Raw genomic sequence first — 22,355 nt, forward strand, 5'->3', positions numbered from 1 at the left:
GACAAATGAAGACATTTCTACGCGGCCTGCGCCCTTTGGCGGGCGCAGCGGCCCTTGCGTCCTCGGTGGTTTTGACCGTCAGCCCGGCGATTGCTGTCGAAGGGGGGCTGGGCGCATATTTTCTCGGAACCAGAGATACTTTTGCAGGTTTCGTGCCCGAGCCGGGAACTTACACAAGCCTGACATTCGACCATCTTGATGGCAGCGTGGACGGCGTTTCGCTTGCGGGTCTTCCGATTGCAGCGGATGCAGACCTTGAACTCAATCTCTGGCGACTGGGTGTAACTCAGGTTTTCGACGCGCAACTATTTGGCGGAACCCCCGCCATAAACCTCACTGTTCCTTTTCCTGTTGCCGATCTCACCTTTACTGCGATCCGCCCCCCTTTGGAGGGCGCGAACATCGACGACACGCTTTCCAGCTTCGGGGACCTCAGTCTGACCGGTTTGGTGGGTTGGCACCGCGGTAATCTGCATTACAGCACTGGCCTGACCGTTTATGCGCCGACTGGCGAATTCAATACCGCAACTATCAACGTTCAGGAACGTACCGTTCAAGTTTTGAACGCAGGCAAGAATGTCTGGTCGTTCCAGCCCTTCTTTGCCGCGACGTGGTTTGTTCCGGAACGTGGTTTTGAAGTTTCAGGCGCGGCCAGCTTACTGTTCAGCGAAGAAAACGATGCGACTGACTATCAAACGGCTCCCGCGTTTCAATTGGAAGGTGCGGTTGTGCAGCGCTTCCGCTCGGGCTGGGGGGTTGGCCTTGCTGGCTATACCTACCATCAGCTTGAGGATGACAGCGGCGCGGGTGCTGAGCTTACACGGATCGCTCTGGGGGCCAGTAGCCTGCGGGCTCAGGTCAGCGGTATCGGGCCTCTCGTGACATACGAGGGAGGAACGCTGTTGGGAGCCAATGCTTCCCTCAAACTTAAATACACACATGAGTTTGCGGCAAAGCGGCGGTTCGAAAGCAATATCCTGACGGCCGTGGTTTCATTAGCGTTCTGACCTGCGGGATTTTCAACATGAAGCCGACACTGTCTTGGGTGATTGCAGTAGTTCTGGTCCCTTGCGTTATCCACGCACAGGAGACATCTGAGTCTTTGCAATCTGCAGCCAACGATCCGACGGCGTCGATCATGTCGTTTCAACTGCAAGGGTTTCATTCGTTTAACCTGCACAACTCACCCGAGGATAGCAGCCTGTTGCAATTTCGCGCTGCGATCCCGTTTACCTTGGGGTCAACCAACCACATTGCGCGGCTGACACTGCCCTACATCACCGACAGTGCGACGGGCGAGTCTGGGCTTAGCGATACCACCCTATTTGACCTCGTGACCTTTGATCGGCGCTGGGGTCGTTTCGGAGTGGGTGCCGTGGCCTTGTTGCCAACGGGTGAGGATGGTTTGAGTGCGGAAAAATGGGCACTGGGGCCCGCCGCCGGATTTGCGAAACAGGAAAAATGGGGATTGTGGGGTCTGTTCAACCAGAACTTGTTCACCGTCGCCGGGGATGACGACCGGCCAGATGTCAACCTGTCCACAATCCAACCGGTGTTCAACTACAACCTTGGTAACGGTTGGTCGGCTGGCACATCCGAGATGGTCTTTGTCTACGATTGGGAGGCTGGCGATTTCAGCAGCGTGCCGTTGGGGGTGAAGCTGTCCAAGCTCGTCAAGGGCAACGGCCTGCCGTGGCAGTGGTCCTTGTCCTACGAACACAACTTTGACGATGATGTGGTCTCGGCGGCGGACACAGTCAGTTTTACGTTGAAATTGTTGGTGCCCAAAGGCGGCTGAACGCATGGATGATAAACCGATGAATGAGAGCCAGCAGACAACCAACCCTCCGCGCGGGACAGAGCCGCCGCAGAGTAAACCAAGTCTGTTCCGTCGCCTTGCCACAGAACCATTTGTCCATTTTGCGCTGCTCAGCGTGGCGATATTTGGCTGGTTCAAGCTGGAGCAGCCTGTCGAATGGACTGCTGAACCAGACACGCGGGTGATCGTTATCGACCAACGGCAGGTCGACGTTCTGGCCGGTCAGTTCAAAGACACCTGGCGGCGGTCTCCGACCGAAGATGAGTTGTCTGCCCTCAGGGAGGATTGGCTGAACCGCGAGGTTCTGGTGCGCGAGGCGATGGCACTGGGTTTGGACAGCAATGATGAGATCATCCGCAACCGGCTGGTGCAAAAGATGAACTTCCTTCTGGCCTCTCAGGCGGGTGCGGCCCGCCCGGATGACTCGGTGCTGAAATCGCATCTGTCCAACAATACCGAGGCATTTACGACCCCCGCGCGGCTTGCAGTCAGCCTTGTGTATCTGGGTCAAAACCCCGGCACCACCTTTGTCGAACAAACCCGTGCGCGTTTGGCTGCCGGGGAAGATCACCGCCAGTTGGGCCAGGCCTCGTTGCTGCCATCTGACTTTGGTCTGAGCGCCCGCAACGCGGTTGACGGAAACTTCGGGTCAGGTTTCTTCGATCAGGTGCAACCCTTGCCGCTAGGGGAATGGAGCGGGCCTGTTCAGTCCTCCTTCGGCCTTCACCTGGTTCGGCTCGACGACAGGTGGGATGCTGTCCTGCCGCCTTTTGGCGCGATCCGCGATCGCGTTTTGGCGGATTGGCGCGAGAAAAAAGTTCAAAGCGCAACAGAGACGTACATCGACAATCTTCGGTCCACCTACACGGTGCAGGATCTGGCTGAGACAGGTGCGCCTGCAGGTGAACCATGACGCACTTTCTGACGCTGATCGCGCTTCTGGCGGGGCTGTTAGCACCGATCCACGTCCATGCCCATGCGTTGGAACCGGGTTATCTGGAAATCTCGCAGGAGACCGACACCGACTGGCACGTCTTCTGGCGCAAGCCCGACGTCCGCGGCGCGCCGATGGATATCGACGTTGCGCTGCCCGAGAACTGTTCGGCGCCCGCCTTCGACGCGCCGGTCTTTGACGGCCGCGCCTGGACACAGGTCTGGCGGATGACATGCGCCGATGACCTGCGTGGCAACGTGATCCGGATCGACAGACTCGAGGCGCAACGGACGGATGTCCTGCTGCGGGTTGGGTATCTGGATACGGTGAACATGGCGACCTTCCGTCTAACCCCGGATGCACCTTCGGTAGTGTTGCCCGCGCAGCAAGGCTTGCTGCAGACCTTGTGGCAATATGGAGTGTTGGGCTTCGAACATATCCTTGAAGGCTGGGATCACCTGCTGTTCGTCTTTGCCCTGCTGGTTCTGATCCGCAATCTGCGCCAGCTGATCTGGGCGGTCACGGCCTTTACTGTTGCCCATTCAATCACGCTGGGCCTTGCGACCTTCGGCGTACTGAACGTGCCCGGCCCCCCGGTCGAGGCGGTCATTGCGCTGTCGATCGTCTTTCTGGCGACCGAGGTTCTGCGGTCGGATGACAAACCAAAGACGCTGGCCAGTCGGATCCCCTGGGTGATTTCCTTTGGCTTCGGCTTGTTGCACGGGCTTGGTTTTGCCGGTGCACTGGCCGAGATCGGCCTGCCTGAACAGGATATCCCGGCAGCCTTGCTGGCCTTTAACCTCGGTGTCGAGGCAGGGCAGCTCGCCTTCATCTTTGCCGTATTGGGTGTCTTCGTGACGCTTCGAAAGATAGTGCAGATGGTCTGGGGCTGGTCGCTGGCGCAAGGCACCTCGCGTCAGATCTTGGGTTACCCGATCGGATGCATCGCCGCGTTCTGGCTGGCTGAGAGACTGGCCGGATTTTGATCCAACTAAGAAAAGGAGAATGGACAGTGAAAAAGATAGTGGGGGGTGCAATGGCCGTCGCGATGCTTGCGATTACGGGCTGTGATGTGGCGGACCCTGATTGCACACCGGAAAAGGCTGCGAAGCGCCAGGTCCAACAAGCAACGATAGGCGTCAGCAACCGCTGCACACCGGCCGAGACCGCGAGGGATACCGCCGGGATCGATGGCTGAGACATTCGGGTGTTTCAAACCCTGAGCGCAATTTGAGTGGTGGCGAAGTGGCACCCGATATCGTCCATTAGAAACGGTTGTCACTGCCTCAGGATTTGGAAGTCCGGATCGGTTCCCCGTTCAAACCTCGTAGATCGGGGAGCCGTCAAAAAATTGTGGTAGAATACCCGAATTGTTCGGAGGCTGCATGCGCTGGAAAGGACGACGTACAAGCCGTAATATCGACGACCGACGCTATGCGTCGCGCGGTACGTCCCGTGCGGGTATGGGCGGCCTTGGTCTCATCGTGGTCGTTGTCGTCGGGCTGTTCCTCGGCGTGGATGTGACCCCGTTCTTGACCGGTGGCGGGCAACTCTCGGCGCCGCAAGCGAATGCACCGGTGCAGATCGATGACGAAGCCGAAGAGTTCGTTGCGGTCATCCTGGCCGATACTGAAGAAATCTGGTCCGAGATATTCAGGAACTCCGGCATTCAGTACACGCCGCCAGTTCTGGTTTTGTTTGCTGATCGTACGCACTCAGCTTGCGGGCGCGCCGTGTCTGCCACCGGTCCATTTTATTGCCCGGTCGATCAGCGCGTCTATCTGGACACATCCTTTTTCCGAGTGATGGAACAGCGCCTTGGTGCGAAGGGCGATTTTGCCAAAGCCTATGTGATTGCGCATGAGGTCGCGCACCATGTTCAGAACAGCCTTGGCATTCTGGACCAGGTAAACCGGGCCAAAAGTCAGTCCAGTCAAGCCGATGCCAACGCCCTGTCTGTTCGCGTCGAACTTCAGGCGGATTGTTATTCCGGTGTCTGGGCCCGCGCCGTTGATCAGAAGTTCGATGTCTTGGAGCGCGGGGATATCGAAGAAGCTCTGAACACCGCTGCCGCGATCGGAGATGACGCTTTGCAACGTGCGCAACAGGGCGTGGTGGTTCCGGACAGCTTTACTCATGGCACAAGTGAGCAACGGCAAAGCTGGTTTTATAGGGGATATGAAACCGGAGACCCAAACGGCTGCGATACTTTTTCGACAAACCGGCTGTAGGATTTGATGATGGCGGGCGCATTGAAACCACAGACCGAATACTGGTTCGAAAAAACTCTGAAACTCGTTCTTCGGAAAATCAATTTCTTTCAATGATGTGAGTATGAAACGTAAAATTTCTCTGTTGCTGTGTATAGCTGTGCTGTTCACCTTGGTCTTCTTACCCGACAACGGCAGTGCACAGGATCGCAGCGGGCCGGTGCCGATTGCCGCTGCAGTTTGCCCACCTTTCGTGATGCAGGAGGGTGAAAACCTGGATGGTCTGGCCATTTTCTTGTGGGACCGCGTGGCCAGAGAATTGGACATTGCGTACGACATTTCTGTCATGAATTTCGGTGACATGATCGACAGTGTCGCCGCCGGTCGATCTGCAGTTGGTGTCTCTTGCCTTTCGATCACGCCCGAGTGCGAAGAACTGGTCGACTTTTCTCATTCCTTTTTTGAGACCCACAAGGCGATAGGGATAAAGAAAGCCAGCTATCTCAGTTCGATCCGGCAATTCCTTCTGAGCCCGCGAATTTTGACTGCGATCATCATCGTCTTCGGCGCGGCAGCTGTGGTTGGCGGCATCTTTTATCTGCTTGAGCATAAGATCAACTCGAAGCTCTACGCGATGAAAACCCGGGGTGGGAAGGTGATGGAAGCGCTTGTCATTGGCCTGCTGTTCGTGACCCGCGGTCCCATTCGCTATTACGAGTTCAAAACACCGACTGCGCGTATTTTATCTGCGGTGCTGGCTGTGAGCAGCACAATTCTGGTTGCGAGTATAACGGCCATTCTCGCCAGCGCATTCACGCTGGAACAAATCCGATCCGAAATCCGCACGCCAGAGGATCTGGCCAAAGTACGTGTCGCGACACTGGCGGCATCCACGTCGGAGGAATATCTGCAAAGAACCGGCATTGCTGCCAGGACATACGAGACATTGGATGAAGTCGTCGCAAGTCTGGAGGCCGGGCGGGTCGACGCGGTGGTAATGGACGCACCCGCGTTGAAATTCGAGATTCTGCGTGGTCGTGAACAGGGTCGTTTCGAGGACCTCGAAGTGCTGCCCTATGAGTTCGAAGAACAGAACTATGCCTTCGCCTTGCAGGATGAGAGCGAATATGTCGAAGTTCTCAATCGCGCTTTGCTTTCGGTCCGGAAAAGTCCTGCATGGGACACCGAAGTTCTAAGATACATCGGGAAGTGACTTGCTGAATTTCTGATATACTGTCGGAGGTTAATATTGATTGAGGTTTGTTGATGGATTTCTTTGTTGATGGTCTGAATGGCATTCTCTGGAATTATGTCCTCGTTTATGGACTGCTGGGGGCGGGACTCTTCTTCACGATCCGACTGGGTGCTCTGCAGTTTCTGCATTTCGGCGAGATGCTGCGCGTCATCACCGCAGCCCCCAGCACCGACAAGCGCGGGATCACACCGTTTCAGGCACTGACCGTTAGTCTCGCGTCGCGCGTTGGCACCGGGAATTTGGCAGGTGTTGCGGTTGCCCTGACCTTAGGTGGACCCGGAGCAATCTTCTGGATGTGGATGGTAGCGCTGGTCGGTATGGCAACGGCCTATTCCGAAAGCACCCTTGCGCAGCTTTACAAGGTGACGACCAAGAATGGAGATTTTCGCGGCGGCCCAGCCTTTTACATCTCCAGAGGGCTGAATGCTCCTTGGGCCGGAGCCGTGTTTTCGGTTTGCCTGATCCTAAGCTTCGGTCTGATCTTTGTCGCTGTTCAGTCAAACTCGATTGCCGAGGCGCTGAACGGAGCGTTTGGGATCGAAAAGTTTTGGGTTGGTATCGGCATCGCGGCGGGGGCGGCAATTGTGATCTTTGGCGGGATCAAAGCCATTGCGCGCGTTGCCGAAATTCTGGTGCCTTTCATGGCAGGCGGCTACCTGTTGATCGCGGTATTCGTCATGATCTTAAATATCACCGAAGTTCCCGGCCTGCTGTGGCTGATCGTCTCCAGCGCGCTGGGTCTGCAAGAGGCCGCAGGCGGTGTCGCCGGTGGTGTTATGGCGGCCATGCTAAACGGGATCAAACGCGGCTTGTTTTCCAACGAAGCGGGCATGGGATCGGCCCCCAATATTGCGGCTGTCGCGACCCCGTCGCCGCATCATCCTTCAAGTCAGGGATTGGTGCAGGCATTCGGATGCTTTGTTGACACCATCCTTGTCTGCACGGCGACCGCGCTTTTGATCCTGTTGTCCGGCGTAATCGACGGCGAGATCACTGGCATGCAGCTGACGCAAAACGCGCTGGACGTTCACCTGGGGCCGGTCGGGACTTATTTCATTGCAATTGCGATCATCTTCTTCGCCTTCACATCCATCCTCGGCAACTACTCCTACGCCGAAAACGCCATGGTTTATCTCGGGCTGGAGGGAAAGGCCCCGATAACTGCACTGCGAGCGGCCTGTCTGGCGATGGTTGTGTGGGGCGCGCTGCAAACCGTCGCGACAGTCTTCAACTTTGCTGATGCTGCAATGGGTCTGATGGCTGTCATAAACCTGACCGCCATCCTTTTGTTGTCCGGCACCGTGTATCGATTGACCAAGGACTACTTTGGTCAGAGACGGGCAGGGCAAGAACCGACTTTTGTTCTGGAGGATTTCGAAGGGGCAACCGAAGGTGTTTCGCATAAAATCTGGAACGAAGATGCCCAATGCACTTAATACCGAAGAAATCCAGACGGTCCTGGACGATATCGTCACCCAAATGGCGGGCGAAACTGATCGAGGAGAGGTGGCCGGCTATATCCCAGAACTGGAGCAGGTCCCGCTCAACCGGTTTGGCATAGCGTTTGCACCGTTGAACGGAGAACCCATCATTGCAGGTGATGCCGAGGTTCCGTTTTCCATCCAGAGCATCTCGAAAGTGTTCGCTCTGGTTGTGGCGCTTGGGCATGTCGGTGCGACTCTGTGGCGGCGCGTTGGCCGTGAGCCTTCTGGTGACCCCTTCAACTCGATTGTTCAGCTTGAATTTGAACGCGGTAAGCCTCGTAACCCGTTCATCAACCCCGGCGCGATTGTCGTATCGGACGTGATCTTGGAACACCAATCCAACGAACTGGGTTTGCATCCGGTTGTTGAGCTTTGCCAACGTCTGGCAGACGCGCCGGATATCGCGGTGGACGAGCATGTCTTTGCCTCCGAGGTTGCGACGGGCGACCGCAACCGGGCCTTGGCCTACTTCATGCTGGCCGAAGGCAACCTTCGCGGCGACGTGACGGAAGTCACTGAAAGTTATTTCCGCCAATGCAGCATCGAGATGAGCTGCCGTCAGCTTGCGATGGCGACACGGTTTCTGGCCACCGGAGGTAAGGGGCCCGACGCGGAAACAGCGGGTGTCACACCAGAACGCGTTCGCCGCTTGAATGCGCTGATGATGACCTGCGGGTGCTACGATGCATCTGGTGAGGTAGCCTTTCGGATCGGATTGCCCTGCAAAAGCGGAGTCGGCGGGGGTGTTGTTGCCATCGCTCCGGGTGTCGGTTCGATCGTCGCATGGAGCCCAGGGCTGGACGAGAAAGGGAACTCGGTCCTCGCCCTCAAAGCATTAGAAGAACTGGCGCATAGGCTCGGATGGTCAGTGTTTCAAACTTAATCTTTGGCAAGAAAGGATGGCGCGAATGAACTTTGTCAAAGCAATCCCTGCAGCGCCGCTGATTGCGGCGAGTGCCGCACTATGTGCCGAGTATGAAGAGCCGCCCCTCTTGTCTGCACAGGAAAGCATTCTGGACGTTCCGCTGTCATCTGAGTTTTACAACATTAAGGACCAGGTGCCGACTGACGGGTTTATGGCGACCTACCGCATTGATACTCCGTTCGGGCAGTTCTCGGCTTCAGGACCCGGTATGTTGAGAGCGCGGCTAACCGAAATCCGGGCTCTTGCCGCACTTGACCATATTCAGAACGATCAACAATTTTGGATGCTGCCGAAAACACGGCCGGAGTGACATTCGAAAACCTGCGCCAGTTCGCCAAACAGCCTAAAGAAACTCTGAAAGGCGTTCCCGAAGGCATCGGGCGGTTTTTCAAACGTACCGGCCGGTCGGCCAAGACTGGCTTGCAAAAACTGGGGGATGTACGAGAGGGAAACTTGCCCGGCGTTGATCCCGAGAGTGTTTCCAAACTTCCCGGAGGCTCGGCAGATCAGCAGGCGGGTCCGCAGGGCAGCTTTACTGAGAATGTCGCGCGCGCTGGCGGTGATGTTGCGGTGAATATCTTGGGGTTTGACAAACAACGCCGTCGGCTGGCCAAGGAACTGGGTGTTGACCCCTATACCACCAATAATTTGCTGGCCGCGCGACTTGATGAGGTCACATGGGCCGCCTTTGCCGGTGGGCTTGGCGTCAACGTGTTGACCAGCCTGGTCCCAGGCGGGTTGATCTTGTCTTCATCCTCACGACTCAGCGATTGGGTTTGGGATACTGCCCCTGGAGACTTGCGCGTGCAGGTCGGTGAAACACTGTTGTCCATCGGCGTGCCACATGATCAAGTCGACCGTTTCCTGCGGCACAGCTATTACACGCTTAGCATGCAAGCCGTGGTAGCGACCTCGCTACAATCGCTTGACAGTGTGCAAGGCAGGGCGGTGGTCATGGCCCCGGTGGATTACCTGAGTTGGACCGCAACACTGGATGCCTTTTCTGCCAATCTTGCCACATCGAACGAAGGCCCAATTGCGCTCTATGTCTCGGGCGATATATCCAAATCTGCAAGGGACAGCCTGATCTCGCGAACTTGGGTAGTTGAAAAGCCCGGCCTTATCACCCCGGATGCCTACCCGCTGCGGTGATCAGAAGCAGGGTTTGGATCGCGCCAAAACACGAACCGTATCCGCGTCATTCAAACAATGATCCCCGGACATGATCCCCGCCGCTCATTTGATTGTGGAGATATTCGTTCCAATAGGGCGTCCAGGCGACCAGCGCCTTTCCGGTCCCTTCAAACAGCCTGAGGCGGGTCTGGCCCGAAATCATATTCCGGGGAAACCGGGCTGATCGCACGGACCGAAACCGCAGACCCGAGGTTCGGCCCAGAACAAGGCGGCCTTGCACTTTGATTTCTCCATCAGTAACTGAAATCTCTTCGACCGGGCCGGGCGCGTTGATCGCCACTTTACCTGCGCCACGCAAGGTCGTTTTCCAGGCAAAAAGTCCGTCGCCTGCCCACCAGCTGGCCAGCATAGGGTCACGATGCAAGCCAAGGCGCACCGTCCCCTCGCTGGCCCAGTATTCGCCGGGTTCCAGAATCCATGTCTCATCGGGCTGAACTTCGAAGACATGAAAACCCGCCAGCGATGGTTGCAAGTGGATCGTTCCGGTCCCGCTGTAGTATGGCCTGATCCGGGATTCACGGGCGAAGATGTTGCGAAAGATGTCACCCACCCCAGGCAGCTTAGGCGTAAAGGAGATGTCACCGCGGAAATTGGACAGCGCGCCCCGTGCGGCCTGAACCGTTTCATCATCAAGATGCATACGTAATTGGCGCATACCTTCGACATTGGTGACATCAAACCGGGCCATGTCAGAACCTTTCGCCCGGAGGTTCATCCCAGACCATAAGACGACTCCAGAGAAGTCGGAAAGGTTCAGGTTGCAGTGCCGCGCCGCCCCGCAGGGGACGGTCGAGTGTCACGATAACGAACAGGATCACACCCAGGAAAACAGCCGTGATACTGCCAAGAACAAGGTGTTGCCGAATCCGGATCCGAAACATAGTCATCAACAGGATGCTGATCCCAGCCCCGACCAGTACAGCTTGCCAAAGCACGTCGGGAATGGCGGTAACTACTCCGGCCAGTCGTAGCTGTCGCGCGTCGGAAAAGTCTTGGAAAGACGACACGACCTCAGTGTGCACAATCTGCTCTGCCCGGGTTTCGGGAGAATACTCAGCCAGCTTACGGCGAATTGCCTCGGCGCGGTTGTACCCGCCATTCAGAATCTCACCTTGTTGGTGGGCGGGCCATTCGCTGTTGACCGTGTATAGGACATAATCCCTCATGATCAGCTTCACTTCGCTACGGTAAGGCTCGGCATAAACGTTCAGTTGTGCGTAAAGAGATCCGAGCGATGTTGCCTCAAGCAGAATGCTCTCTTTGACACGTTCGGAATTCTGGTAGGCTGCGACGGTCAGAAGGCCCAGCAAAAGGCCGTAAAACAGGCTGAATCCAGATGTTACATAGTTAATTGATGAGTTGAAATCGGGGCCAGTCCCAAGAAGAATACGAAGAATGGGTTTAACGACAAACAATCCTACCACGACCGCCGCCAAAGCGATCAGAACAAACCATATGGCCAGGCTCTGGGTCGGGATGTCATAAATGAAATCAGGCATATCGCTGCCACTTGTGAATACCCCAGAAACAATACGATTGGTTCGGACAATGACAAAACGGTTATTCGCTATTTTTCTGGGTATTACCCTTTTTTTCCCCGGATTTTTGGCCGCGCAGGACGTCAGGGTTTTCAGCATTGGATCAGGGAATGTCTCGGGCAACTATTTCCCTGTGGCCAGCGCGATCTGCGATGTATTCAACATGCGCGACGACTCGCTGCGCAGATGCAGCCCAGAGCCCACACCGGGCAGCGTTTACAACCTGAAAATGATGCATTCAGGAGAGTTGGATTTCGCAATCGTGCAGTCCGATTGGCAACAAGCTGCGTTTGAAGGCACCACCCTATTTGCGAAAGATGGGGCAATGGATGATCTGCGTGTCATTACCCCTCTGTTCAAAGAAGCTGTAACGATACTGGCAGCACCAAACTCGGGTATCCGAACAATCAGAGACTTGCGCGGTAAGGCCGTTGATATTGGTCGGTCTGCATCTGGCAGAAACGCGTCCATCCGGAATTTCCTTGATGAGATGGGTCAAGGGCTGGACTTGTTCGGCACGACGTATGAGCTGGAGCCATCCAATGCGTTGCAAGAGCTTTGCGAGGGGCGCATTGACGCCAGCATCTTCATTCTGGGACACCCCAATCAACTTATTGGACAGGCATTGGATACCTGTGAAGCGACAATGGTATCCGTCGCGGGCCCAGGTATTTCGGAGTTTTTGAACCAGAACCCGGTATATCAAGCCGCTACAATTGACATGGAGCTGTATGGCAAACCGGGTCGGCAAATTCCAACTATATCCGTTGTTGCTGCTCTTGTTGCGCGTGAGGGTGTCGAATCCAATCTTGTTGCAGATCTTGCAGATGGCATCGAAAACGCACATCAGAAACTAACGGCTGATCTTCCCGTTCTGGACGCCGGTTTTTTGAAGAACCCTGCTGCCCAGAAGATGCCCGTCCCTGAACATCCGGGGGTTTCTCTGGTTCAGAATTGAAATTTTGATCCTTGACCTCGTCAAATTCGGTGAGGTCAGGCTCGGTAGTGATTATGTTCGAAATCACGTCGTCTAAACGAAACACTTTCGGAAGTAGCTATATTCCCATGAGCAGAACGAGAAGTTTCGTGCGCCTTACAACTGCGATTTTGGGTATCATTTGCATGGTTCAGGTTTCATTCGCAAACGCCAGTAATGCCGAGGAAAAACTGGAGTTTGACATTGCTGCTGGTACTGAACCATGCGTCGGCGTTGCCCCCATGCGGTGTCTGGTTATCAATGGTGACTTTTTCTATGAAAACATAGTTGGCTACCAGCACATCGAAGGGCAGGCCGCGAAGATTTGCGTGCTCCGTACAAAGCGCCCCGAACCAATACCTGCCGATCTCGGAGCCTTTGTTTTCACGCGCGTACCCTGCGACGATTGAAGCATCCGCGATAACAGGGTCTTTTGCCTCGTAGCTGGTCGTGGTCAAAATGGGCGCGCACCTTGGCTTCAGACATAGCACTTATAAACACTGTTTAGCGTAAATGGTGGCATCGTTTCTTAACTGCGACAATCGACGAAAGGTGTTCGCAGCGCCCATCAGCACTTGATCCTGGTGCCGTCGCCCTAAAGGTTGACTACCCTGGCGACGCCGTCTCCGAAAGCCTAAGCGCCAGCATTAAGAGCGACACAGCTCCAAGCCACGCCGCTGCAACGCGGAATGCAATTGCAACCCAAGGTTTGCTAAAGCGTTCTCTGATCCATAGGGAGCCGCCTAAAAGATACAAAAAGCCGACATTCGCCCCAACCATAGAACCCGACATTGTGAACACTCTGTCGCGGACCGGCCCCGCTTCTGGGACAGATGCATCTCCGATCAGAAACGCACCAATACAGACCAAAGCGATTGCTACAGGCAACAGTTTTCCTTGAAAAAGCGCGGCTGTCGAACACGCTGCAAAGGCAATCGAAAACATTTTTGCGTCGAGGCTTTCAAGTCCATAAGCCGAAATGAGGCCAGCAAAACTCGCCGCAAGAAAACTGGGAAGCAGCCATCGCACCCGTTCAGGTTTGAACCCACCCACAAGCAAACCAAGGCTAAGCATAAGAAGCGCCTGCGGCGGTGTCGAAAAGGGGTGAACCAATCCGACATAAAAGCCTTTGATGCCAGGAACTGGGCTATGAGCTGCGGCAGGTCCCGCAGCCAATACCAAGAGCACGCAAACGGGCAGTAAGCCCTTTCCCATATTCAGGCGACGCCGCTGAGGAATGCGATCCCGGCAAAAGCTATAAGGCCACCTGCGCCGCGCACAGCAACCCGGCCGGCAGGCCACCGAACAAGCAAGCCAAATGCAATCCCGATAAGGTGAAGTAGTCCTGTTGAGATGACAAACCCAACTGCATAGGCGAACGCGTTGACAGTAGCTGGGAGTTCTGTGCCGTGGGCGTAACCGTGAAAAATTGCAAAAGACCCTACGATCAAGGCACAAATCCAAATCGGCGGCCTTAAAGCGAATAAGATCATCACCCCCAATACGAAGGCAGACAACGCAATGCCGGTCTCAATAGCGGGAATGGGAATGCCAACAATCCCAGCAACCGCGCCAAAGGCCATAACCAGCGGGAACACGACGGGCAGAATCCAGATCGATGGTGCGCCAAGAAAAGCCCCCCAAAGGCCGACCGCGACCATCGCGGCCACATGATCCCAACCCAGGATCGGGTGCGTGAAACCTGCAATGAAACCTCCACCATACCCTTCGCCAGAATGGGCATGTGCTGCATAAGCCGTGAAAAGATAGACCAAGGCAATCGCGAGAAGACTGGACGCAATACGGTTTGGCAAAACGAACATCCCTACAAATTTAGTGTCGATTATCTGCAAGCTACACATTCGCATAACTCAACATGAGATCAATCCCTTACTTCAGGCTCCTGTTTTTCCAAAATGGCTCGGCGCACAGTGCGAGCTCCGAAAAACACCAGCAAGACAAGCCCACAAGCCAATAAAGCAGCTTCTGCACGAAACAACGCCGTCTCAGTTGTTGGTGAAGACATTAGGACGATCCCGGCCGACATTGAAGCTGGCGAAATGGGCTTCCTGGACGGTAAGTATCGCAGGCCAATCAAAATAAGCACGACCGCGACAAGCTTGAAATACAAAGTCGTGAGAGGAAACGTCACAAACACCGAGGCCATACCCGCGCCGAGCACCATTGCCAGTCCTTTGCGCCTGGCTTGCGCGACATGACTGCCGGGAGGATCCAACGCACGCGCTGTGAACAGCAGGGCGACCCAATGTGAATGGGCGTTTTCGAACTGGCTTGCGATCAATTGTGCGCAAACCAATCCAACGGCCAGGGCAATTCCATGCGTGATAGCGTATCCGCTTTCAATGTCTGATGGCTCAACACGTCCCTCTAAGCTGGGCAAAATCGCCATGGTTACGCCAACGGCAGCAGATACAGAAAACACGAGCAGTAACGGAAGCAATTCAGCGTCAAGTGTCACAGGGCTGCTCAAAATGATCCAGGACATGATGGCAAATATGGTGACCCTGGTGCCGAAACGCGCCAATTCCGTCCCTGCAAGCACGGCAAAGGCAGGCGCCAACACGTAGAAGCTTAACCAGGCCGGGATGGCGACGGTGATCGCACTCGCAACGGCAACACTCAAAATCGCGAAAGTCGTTTTGACTCGCCCGCCAAAGACGATCCCAAAGAACCCAAGAATCAACCCAGAGATAGCCCCGGGGATATTTGAAGGACCGGTGAATACAGTTGTCGCGCCCACGACCAGACAAAGCATGGCAAGCAGCAATGAGACAAACCGCCAGGGCAACAGGAAAACCGGGCGATCTGAGGTCTCTGGAAGTCTATTCATGGAAGGCGATGTCCCAAAAGTTAGAGGTTAGGAAAGATGAGAGGTCGGAGGGCGTCAGAACACCGAAACCACTGGGGCATAAACGGGGGCATTTCTCGGAGGGTTTAGCTCCAAGCGCCTGCTGTTGTTCCATGTCTTGATGAACTGGCTGGGGTGGTAGGATGCCATGCTAAGTCCTTGATATATATCATTTATATAAGTAAAATGGAGAGAATATGGGGTCAAGTTCGAATTTTTGTATCCCGGTTTGTATCCACAACAGAAATTTGCCTTAGTAACTTGGCCAATGTTGCAAAGAGGGTGAGTGTCTGGCGGTTTCTTATACCAAACAGATAGGTCGATCCTCTTTTAACTCAGGCCGACTTCTGTCTCAAAGCTCCAGGCGACGGACGGACTGGGACGCCTCCGATTACGCGGCCCATGCGGCGAAAAAGACGAATCCCGCCTTGCCGCCACCACTTAAAACCTTCGTAAAGTGGCCAAGATCTTTCCTGCACGGCGGCAAACATGAAAAGCCGGAGCAGGCACTCACGCTTCGTTCAGCGCCTTTCATTCAGCGATAGCAATGCGTTGTTTTTCAACAGAATCGGGCGGAAACCGGTCATTCGCTGCAATCGCAAAAATTCTCTTTGATTGTGACAGGTTTCGGGTTCCGAGCAGAAATAGAAACAAACTATAGGGCTATGGGAAGCTCGAGCGTAACGCTTGCTCCTTTTTCGACTTGGTTGATCGCGACCACTCCTCCGTGACGCTTCGCGACAGCTGAGACAATCGACAACCCTAAACCGCTACCTTCGGAATATTCCAGCTGCGAAAATCGACTGAAAACGGCTTCGCTTTGGTCGGGTGAAAGGCCGGTTCCGTCATCAGACACGGTTAGTTTGACGTTCCCCGCGTCACAACGCAGTACAACTGATATTTGACTCAGTTTAGCGCCGCCGTGCTTAAGCGCATTGTCCAGCAGGTTTTTGATAGCCTCTGCCAAAAAGATCCGATCTCCCGAGACCAAGATTGTTGGTTCTGGCAATGTGACTTCAAAATCGATCCCTTTTGTGAGGATATGAACGCCCATGTCAGCGCAGGCCTCTTCCACAACCGCACGGAAATCAATCTTGTCCATCTGATCCTGATGCGTAGGCTGCCGCAACCGCTCCAACGACAATAGCTGCTCGGCCACTGTGGCGGAGTTTTTCGCTGCTGACACAAGTTCGATAATCCGTTTGTCCTTGTCCTCATCCGTTTTTGCGTCCCGCAACGCCTCGGCCATGGACTGAACCGCTGCCGCCGGATTTCGCAGCTGATGCGCGGCTTCGGAGATAAACACCTGATGGGCGTTGATGCTGTGCTCGACCTGTCCAAAAAGCCGGTTCAGGGTTTGAACAATGCCATGAACCTCGACCGGGACCGGGCGTTTGATCTTGCTGAGGTCGTCGGGTGAGCGTAGGTCGATCGCATCCTGCAAATCCAGCAAGGGGCGCAACCCGCGTGCGACCCCGAACCACACGACAACAGCAAGCGTGGCCAGCAGGATACCCATCAGGATCGCGGCGCGGATTGACAGTTCGTTGGCAAAAGCGTTGCGGTCCGCGACGCGTTGCCAGGCCGTAACTGTCGCATCGCCCACCAGGTTATCCAGTGTGACCCGCTCGGTCATTTTCAGTACGCGCACCAACTCATCCCGATAAACTGCTTCGAAAAACCGCGGCTGGTACGCGTCCTGTTCAGACGGTTTTGCAGCGGCCGGGGGATATGCATACCCTGTGACGTAGATGCCACCTGGTCCGGTCACGTGATAAAAAATCTCACCGCCGGACGCATCGCGGATCAAGCTGCGCGTGGTGGGCGACAAGGCGTCACCTTCTGACACAGCCACGTCGCGCGAAATGGCCAGACCGGCGGATAGCAGGCTGTCGTCAAACAACTCCTGCGCCGTTTGCTGGGCCACGGTGTAGCGCCAGTATCCAAGCAGGATTGCGAGCAGCACCAATGGCGTCAGGATCAGAATGAAAAGCCTGAGCCTGAGTGAGCCGTGCCGGATCACTTCTGCACCTCAAGCAGGTATCCAAGGCCACGGGCGGTCTTGATCCGGATGCCAAGGTTCTGAAGGCGTTTGCGCAGTCGTGACACATGCGGCTCGACGGCTGAATCGTCGACATCGGCGCCCACGCCGTAGACGTAATCGGTCAACTGACTTTTGGGGACGATCCTGCCCCGCCGTTCCAGCAGGCATTCAAGCACAGCCATTTCCCGACGCGGCACATCGAGAACTTGGCCCTTTGCACTGACCTGCCGGGCGGTGCGGTCGAACTCAAGATCTCCGATGATCTCTCGCGCGCCATAGTCCAGTTGTTTGCGACGGGACAGCGCGCGGATGCGGGCTTCGAGCTCGTCCATTTCGAAGGGTTTCACGAGGTAATCGTCAGCGCCCATATCCAGACCGGAAACACGGTCGCTGGTCTCGGTACGTGCGGTCAGCAGGATGACAGGCGCGCTGTCGCCCCGGTTGCGCAGGGAACGCAAGATCTCAAGCCCTGACCGACCCGGCAGGTTGATGTCCAGAACGATCAGGTCTGCGCCTTCCTGTTCCAGATACAAATCGGCCGCGACACCATCTGTCAGCACGTCAGCGGCATGGCCCCTGTCCAGCAGGCGATAGGCAATGGCGTTAGCGAGGGTCTCATTATCCTCGACGATGACGATCCGCATTCGGGCTCCTGCAAGTTTCGCGCAAGGTTGGCGCTCCATGATTGCCAGATGGGAGGGGGAATCAACCCCACAGTTCTATTTACGATCACGGTGGCGCGGAGGGCGTCGACGTGGTTGTCTGGTCAACAGGGAGGAACCAATGGCCATTTCCAACTTCACCCGTCGCGCCGTCGTGGGGCTGATCGCCGCCGCCGGACTCGCCGCACCTGCCGCTGCAGAAGTCGATTTCTCGGGCAAGACCATCGAATGGGTCATTCCTTTCTCGGAAACGGGCGGGTCGGCCAAATGGGCCAACTTCTTTGCGCCGCTTCTGTCCGAGGCACTGCCGGGCCAACCGACTGTGGTGGTCAAATTCATGCCGGGCGCAGGTTCGACCAAAGGTGCGAACTGGTTTCAGGAGCAGAATCATGATGACGGCACGCTGCTGTTTGGCACGTCGGGTTCAACACAGTTCCCGTATCTGCTGAGCGACCCGCGTGTGCGCTATGAATACAACGATTGGATTCCGGTTATGGCGTCGGGCACCGGCGGTGTCGCCTATCTGAACGCCGAAGATGGGGCCAAGTTTGATGGTTCTGCCAATGCGCTGAAAGACACCAATTTCATCTACGGCTCGCAGGGCGCGACCCGTTTAGACCTTGTGCCGCTGCTGGCCTGGCAGATGCTGGGCATGAATGTTGAGCCTGTCTTTGGTATCAAGGGCCGCGGTGATGGCCGCCTGATGTTCGAACGCGGTGAGGCTAATATCGACTACCAGACTTCCTCGGGCTATCTGGGCGGGTCGGCCCCACTGGTCGAGGCTGGTCAGGCCGTTCCGATGATGACATGGGGTGCACTGGACGCCGATGGCAACATCGTGCGCGATCCGACCTTCCCGGACATTCCGACTTTCAAGGAGGTCTGCGAGGCCACCGATGGCTGCGAAACCAGTGGTGAGGCATGGGACGCATGGAAAGCCTTCTTCGTGGCAGGTTTCCCGGTTCAGAAGCTGGCCTTCCTGCCCGGTGACACGCCGCAAGAGGTCGTCGACGCCTATACCGCAGCGTTCCAAGCTGTGACCGAGCGGGGTGATTTTGCTGATATCTCCTCGAAGCGCGTCGGCAAGTATCCGGTGTTCGTCGGCGACGGCTCAAAAGCCGCGCTGCAAACGGCGACTAATGTGGACGACAACGCCAAGCAATACGTCCTGAACTGGCTGAAAGAGGCCTACGGCGTTGAACTGAACTAAGTTGACACGTCGTCGCGCGCCCAACGAAGGGCGCGCGTTTCTCTACATCCAAGACATTTTATGAAAGGCGGCCGCTATGGAGGTTTTCGCCACCGCTCTTCCTGCGCTCGGTGACGCGTGGGGTCTGATCCTGCAACCTATCGTTCTGGGGTATCTCATTCTCGGCGTCGTTATGGGGCTGGCCGTGGGCGTCTTTCCGGGGCTGGGAGGCATCGCCGGTCTGTCCCTGTTGCTGCCCTTCATGTTCGGTATGGACCCGATCCTTGGACTGGCGCTGATGATCGGTATGGTCGCGGTGGTGCCGACGTCGGACACTTTTGCGTCCGTCCTGATGGGCATCCCCGGCAGCTCCGCCTCGCAGGCGACCGTGCTGGACGGCTTCCCCATGGCGAAAAAGGGCGAAGCGGCAAGGGCGCTGTCGGCGGCTTTTTCCTCGTCCCTCTTCGGCGGGCTGGTCGGCGCGACCTTCCTGACCATGTTCATTCTGATCGCGCGGCCCATCGTTCTGGCCTTCGGCCTGCCCGAGATGTTGATGATCACAATTCTCGGCCTGTCGATGGTCGCCATTTTGGCCGGGCGAATCCCGCTGAAAGGCGTCGCCGCCGCCGGTCTGGGCCTGATGGTCGGCACGATTGGTGAGGCGGATGCAGGCGGTTCGCTGCGCATGGCAACTTATGACATTCCTTATCTGACGGACGGCCTGAAGCTGGTCATCGTTGGCCTGGGTATCTTTGCGGTGCCCGAGATCGTATCGCTGCTGCGTCAAGATCGGTCGATTGCCAAAGGGGCCTCACTGGGCGCCGGTTGGCTGGACGGCGTCAAAGACTGGTTCGCAAATATATGGCTGTCGGTGCGTTGTTCGATCATTGGCGTGATTGTTGGCGTCATACCTGGTCTTGGTGGTTCGGTGGTCGACTGGATTGCCTACGGCCATTCGGTTCAATCCACCAAGGACAAGAGCAATTTCGGCAAAGGCGAAGTGCGCGGAGTCATCGGCCCGGAAAGCTCAAACAACGCCAAGGAGGGCGGCGGTTTGGTGCCAACTTTGCTGTTCGGCATTCCCGGTTCCGGCTCAATGGCGATCTTTATCGGCGCGGTGGCCCTGCTGGGGTCTGGCGATATCGAGGTCGGTCCAAGCATGCTGAAAGACAATCTCGACATCACCTATTCAATCGTTTGGCTGCTGGCGCTGGCCAACGTCGTGGGCACGATCTTGTGCATCGCGGCATCGGGCGGGATCGCCAAGCTGACCACGATCCGCTTCACCTATCTGGCGCCGTTCCTGTTCATGCTGATCAGCTTTGCGGCCTTCCAGTCCGGTCAGAACTTCGAAGACCTGCTGGCCTTGTTCGTGATTGGCTTGATCGGCATCTTCCTGCGCCGTTTCGACTGGTCGCGCCCAGCCTTCCTGATCGGTTTCGTTCTGTCGAATCCGGTTGAGAAGTTCACCAATCAGGCGTTCCAGATCGCCTCATTCCGGTTCCGCAAGAGCTTTGGCGAGGGGATGGAATATGTCTTCAGCCCTATCGTTATCGTGCTGATCGTGGTCACGGTTGTTTCGGTCATTCTGGGTATTCGGCAGGCCAAGATGATTATGGCTGAGGGTGATGTTCAGGCCGGTACCAAACGCGCGCCGCTTATCTTTCTGCTGGTGATCATGGCCTATCTGATCGTCGCTTTGGTCAACGCCAACATGATCCCCGACTACAATATGACCGATAAGATCATCCCGCTGGTGATCGGCAGCGTCTCGCTATTCTGTTGCGTGATCCTTCTGATCCAGATGATGCGACGTCCCGAAGGCGACGTGATCTTTGCCGACAAGGAAATCGCTGGTGAGGACGCCAGCGCACCGCATGGTTTGTGGTCCACTCTGGCGTGGTTCGCCAGTTTGATCGCGGCCACGTGGGTGGTGGGCTTCATCCTCGCCCTGATAGGGTTCCTGATCGCCTTTCTCCGTATCCGCGCCGGGTCCAGCTGGCAGATGACTCTGATCCTGACCGCCTGCGGCATCGGGTTCATGTGCCTGATGGCGGGCGCTCTGAACCGCGATTTCCCGCCGGGTCTGTTGCAGGACATGGTCAGCCTGCCCTGGCCGTTGAAGTGAGGGGTTCAAAATGACTCAAACCGCAATCCCTTATATCTTGATGCGCGGCGGCACGTCGAAAGGCCCGTATTTCCGCCGCTCGGATTTGCCCGAGGATCTGGACGCGCTGGCCGAGGTGCTGATCGCCGCTATTGGGTCCGGGCAGTCGCTGAACATCGACGGCATCGGCGGCGGCGCGGCGGTGACCACAAAGGTCGCGATGCTGTCGGTCAGCGAGGATGACTGGGCCGATATCGACTATTTCTTCGCGCAGGTCTCGGTCGAGGACAAGCTGGTCGATTTCAAACCCACTTGCGGCAATATCCTGTCTGGCGTTGCCCCTGCTGCCATCGAGATGGGCCTGTTCAAACCGCAGGGTGATGAAACTGAAGTTCGCATTCGGGCCGTCAACACTGGGGCTCGGGTCGTGGCCAAGGTGAATACACCCGGGGGCGAATTGACCTATGAGGGTGATGCGGAGATCGCCGGCGTTCCCGGTCATTCAGCGCCGGTGCAGTTGAGTTTCATGGGCGTGGTGGGCTCGGCCACCGGAGCGTTCCTGCCTACGGGCAACCTGCGCGATGCAGTTCAGGGCGTCGAACTGACCTGCATGGATGTCGCTATGCCGATGGCTATCGCCCGCGCCACAGACTTCGGATTGACGGGCTATGAGAGCGCCAAGGAGCTGGACGCAAACCGCGCGTTCTTTGACCGGATGGAGGCCGTTAGGATCGAAGCAGGGCAGCGGATGGGTATGGGGGATGTGTCCAAATCGGTCACCCCTAAGTTCGGCCTTGTTGCTCCGGCCAGAGAGGGCGGAACGCTCGCAGTGCGGTATTTCATGCCGTGGAAAACCCACCCGACCATGGCGGTCACCGGCGCGCAATGCATGGCGTCTTGCGCTTTGACGCCCGGAACCGTCGCCGACGGTTTGCTGGATCGCCCCACGAACAGCCCGGCTGAAGTCGTTCTGGAACACGCCTCGGGCAATATCGACGTGTTGGTGGATTTTTCCACCACCGACCGGTTCACAGTGAACGCGGCGGGTTTGGTGCGGACCGCGCGCAAGTTGGCGGACGGGCATGTTTATGTGCCAAAGTCTGTTTGGAACGGGAGTTGATCAAGTGCAACCCAAATAGTATACTATTG

At 56.4% G+C, this 22,355-nt stretch carries 23 protein-coding genes; 15 read left to right on the forward strand and 8 right to left on the reverse strand.

Annotated features, from left to right (window positions below):
* Window positions 1-5: 5 nt before the first annotated feature.
* From J7380_RS05505 to J7380_RS05555, 11 genes are all read left to right on the forward strand, one after another.
* On the forward strand, window positions 6-1,007 hold the full coding sequence (locus J7380_RS05505; RefSeq protein WP_209194842.1) for a transporter: 1,002 nt from the start codon (window positions 6-8) through the stop codon (window positions 1,005-1,007).
* A 17-nt stretch (window positions 1,008-1,024) separates the two neighbouring features.
* A complete protein-coding gene (locus J7380_RS05510) occupies window positions 1,025-1,798 on the forward strand; it encodes a hypothetical protein (protein WP_209194843.1) in 774 nt (257 codons plus the stop codon).
* Between the two features lie 4 nt (window positions 1,799-1,802).
* A complete protein-coding gene (locus tag J7380_RS05515; RefSeq protein WP_209194844.1) occupies window positions 1,803-2,732 on the forward strand; it encodes a peptidylprolyl isomerase in 930 nt (309 codons plus the stop codon).
* The gene (locus tag J7380_RS05520) at window positions 2,729-3,739 is read left to right on the forward strand and encodes a HupE/UreJ family protein (RefSeq protein WP_209194845.1); all 1,011 of its coding nucleotides are present in this window, start codon (window positions 2,729-2,731) and stop codon (window positions 3,737-3,739) included. Before J7380_RS05515 ends, J7380_RS05520 begins: the two co-directional genes overlap by 4 nt.
* A gap of 26 nt (window positions 3,740-3,765) precedes the next feature.
* Window positions 3,766-3,951 carry a hypothetical protein gene (locus J7380_RS05525; protein ID WP_209194846.1) on the forward strand — a complete coding sequence of 62 codons (186 nt, stop codon included), beginning with the start codon at window positions 3,766-3,768 and terminating at the stop codon, window positions 3,949-3,951.
* 187 nt (window positions 3,952-4,138) lie between these two features.
* The gene (locus J7380_RS05530; protein ID WP_209194847.1) at window positions 4,139-4,984 is read left to right on the forward strand and encodes a neutral zinc metallopeptidase; all 846 of its coding nucleotides are present in this window, start codon (window positions 4,139-4,141) and stop codon (window positions 4,982-4,984) included.
* A 103-nt stretch (window positions 4,985-5,087) separates the two neighbouring features.
* A complete protein-coding gene (locus J7380_RS05535) occupies window positions 5,088-6,176 on the forward strand; it encodes a transporter substrate-binding domain-containing protein (RefSeq protein ID WP_209194848.1) in 1,089 nt (362 codons plus the stop codon).
* A 53-nt stretch (window positions 6,177-6,229) separates the two neighbouring features.
* The gene (locus tag J7380_RS05540) at window positions 6,230-7,654 is read left to right on the forward strand and encodes a sodium:alanine symporter family protein (RefSeq protein WP_209194849.1); all 1,425 of its coding nucleotides are present in this window, start codon (window positions 6,230-6,232) and stop codon (window positions 7,652-7,654) included.
* Window positions 7,638-8,585, forward strand: a complete 948-nt coding sequence (locus J7380_RS05545) for a glutaminase (protein ID WP_209194850.1) — start codon at window positions 7,638-7,640, stop codon at window positions 8,583-8,585. The genes J7380_RS05540 and J7380_RS05545 overlap by 17 nt, the downstream gene beginning before the upstream one ends.
* A gap of 25 nt (window positions 8,586-8,610) precedes the next feature.
* Window positions 8,611-8,937: a hypothetical protein gene (locus tag J7380_RS05550; protein ID WP_209194851.1), complete on the forward strand. Its 327-nt coding sequence runs from the start codon at window positions 8,611-8,613 to the stop codon at window positions 8,935-8,937.
* Complete coding sequence (locus J7380_RS05555) at window positions 8,907-9,779, forward strand: hypothetical protein (protein WP_209194852.1); 873 nt, start codon at window positions 8,907-8,909, stop codon at window positions 9,777-9,779. Before J7380_RS05550 ends, J7380_RS05555 begins: the two co-directional genes overlap by 31 nt.
* Before the next feature lie 46 nt (window positions 9,780-9,825).
* Here the strand turns inward: J7380_RS05555 and J7380_RS05560 are convergent, their stop codons facing one another.
* Both J7380_RS05560 and J7380_RS05565 read right to left on the reverse strand, forming a co-directional pair.
* Window positions 9,826-10,509: an AIM24 family protein gene (locus J7380_RS05560; RefSeq protein ID WP_209194853.1), complete on the reverse strand. Its 684-nt coding sequence runs from the start codon at window positions 10,507-10,509 to the stop codon at window positions 9,826-9,828.
* A gap of 1 nt (window position 10,510) precedes the next feature.
* Window positions 10,511-11,320, reverse strand: a complete 810-nt coding sequence (locus J7380_RS05565; RefSeq protein WP_209194854.1) for a DUF4239 domain-containing protein — start codon at window positions 11,318-11,320, stop codon at window positions 10,511-10,513.
* 49 nt (window positions 11,321-11,369) lie between these two features.
* Between J7380_RS05565 and J7380_RS05570 the strand changes: the two genes are divergently transcribed.
* Window positions 11,370-12,317, forward strand: coding sequence for a TAXI family TRAP transporter solute-binding subunit (locus tag J7380_RS05570; RefSeq protein WP_209194855.1), 948 nt, complete (start codon window positions 11,370-11,372; stop codon window positions 12,315-12,317).
* Between the two features lie 176 nt (window positions 12,318-12,493).
* Here the strand turns inward: J7380_RS05570 and J7380_RS05575 are convergent, their stop codons facing one another.
* The 6 genes from J7380_RS05575 to J7380_RS05600 all read right to left on the reverse strand — a co-directional run bounded on the left by J7380_RS05575 (window position 12,494) and on the right by J7380_RS05600 (window position 17,892).
* Window positions 12,494-12,793 (reverse strand): hypothetical protein, encoded by a 300-nt coding sequence (locus tag J7380_RS05575; protein ID WP_209194856.1) that lies wholly within the window; start codon window positions 12,791-12,793, stop codon window positions 12,494-12,496.
* Between the two features lie 148 nt (window positions 12,794-12,941).
* Window positions 12,942-13,550 (reverse strand): HupE/UreJ family protein, encoded by a 609-nt coding sequence (locus tag J7380_RS05580; protein ID WP_209194857.1) that lies wholly within the window; start codon window positions 13,548-13,550, stop codon window positions 12,942-12,944.
* 2 nt (window positions 13,551-13,552) lie between these two features.
* Window positions 13,553-14,149: a HupE/UreJ family protein gene (locus tag J7380_RS05585; RefSeq protein WP_247742420.1), complete on the reverse strand. Its 597-nt coding sequence runs from the start codon at window positions 14,147-14,149 to the stop codon at window positions 13,553-13,555.
* Window positions 14,150-14,217: 68 nt separating this feature from the next.
* Window positions 14,218-15,186: a hypothetical protein gene (locus J7380_RS05590; RefSeq protein ID WP_209194858.1), complete on the reverse strand. Its 969-nt coding sequence runs from the start codon at window positions 15,184-15,186 to the stop codon at window positions 14,218-14,220.
* 673 nt (window positions 15,187-15,859) lie between these two features.
* Window positions 15,860-17,227 carry a sensor histidine kinase gene (locus tag J7380_RS05595; protein ID WP_348539076.1) on the reverse strand — a complete coding sequence of 456 codons (1,368 nt, stop codon included), beginning with the start codon at window positions 17,225-17,227 and terminating at the stop codon, window positions 15,860-15,862.
* Window positions 17,224-17,892 (reverse strand): response regulator transcription factor, encoded by a 669-nt coding sequence (locus tag J7380_RS05600; RefSeq protein ID WP_209194859.1) that lies wholly within the window; start codon window positions 17,890-17,892, stop codon window positions 17,224-17,226. Before J7380_RS05600 ends, J7380_RS05595 begins: the two co-directional genes overlap by 4 nt.
* Before the next feature lie 139 nt (window positions 17,893-18,031).
* Between J7380_RS05600 and J7380_RS05605 the strand changes: the two genes are divergently transcribed.
* From J7380_RS05605 to J7380_RS05615, 3 genes are all read left to right on the forward strand, one after another.
* Complete coding sequence (locus J7380_RS05605) at window positions 18,032-19,120, forward strand: tricarboxylate transporter (RefSeq protein ID WP_209194860.1); 1,089 nt, start codon at window positions 18,032-18,034, stop codon at window positions 19,118-19,120.
* A gap of 76 nt (window positions 19,121-19,196) precedes the next feature.
* Entirely contained in the window at window positions 19,197-21,227 is a 2,031-nt protein-coding gene (locus tag J7380_RS05610) for a tripartite tricarboxylate transporter permease (RefSeq protein ID WP_209194861.1), read from the forward strand.
* Between the two features lie 10 nt (window positions 21,228-21,237).
* Window positions 21,238-22,326, forward strand: a complete 1,089-nt coding sequence (locus J7380_RS05615) for a 4-oxalomesaconate tautomerase (protein WP_209194862.1) — start codon at window positions 21,238-21,240, stop codon at window positions 22,324-22,326.
* Window positions 22,327-22,355: the final 29 nt, after the last annotated feature.

This window comes from Ruegeria sp. R8_1 (assembly GCF_017743815.1).
Taxonomy (GTDB): domain Bacteria; phylum Pseudomonadota; class Alphaproteobacteria; order Rhodobacterales; family Rhodobacteraceae; genus Ruegeria; species Ruegeria lacuscaerulensis_A.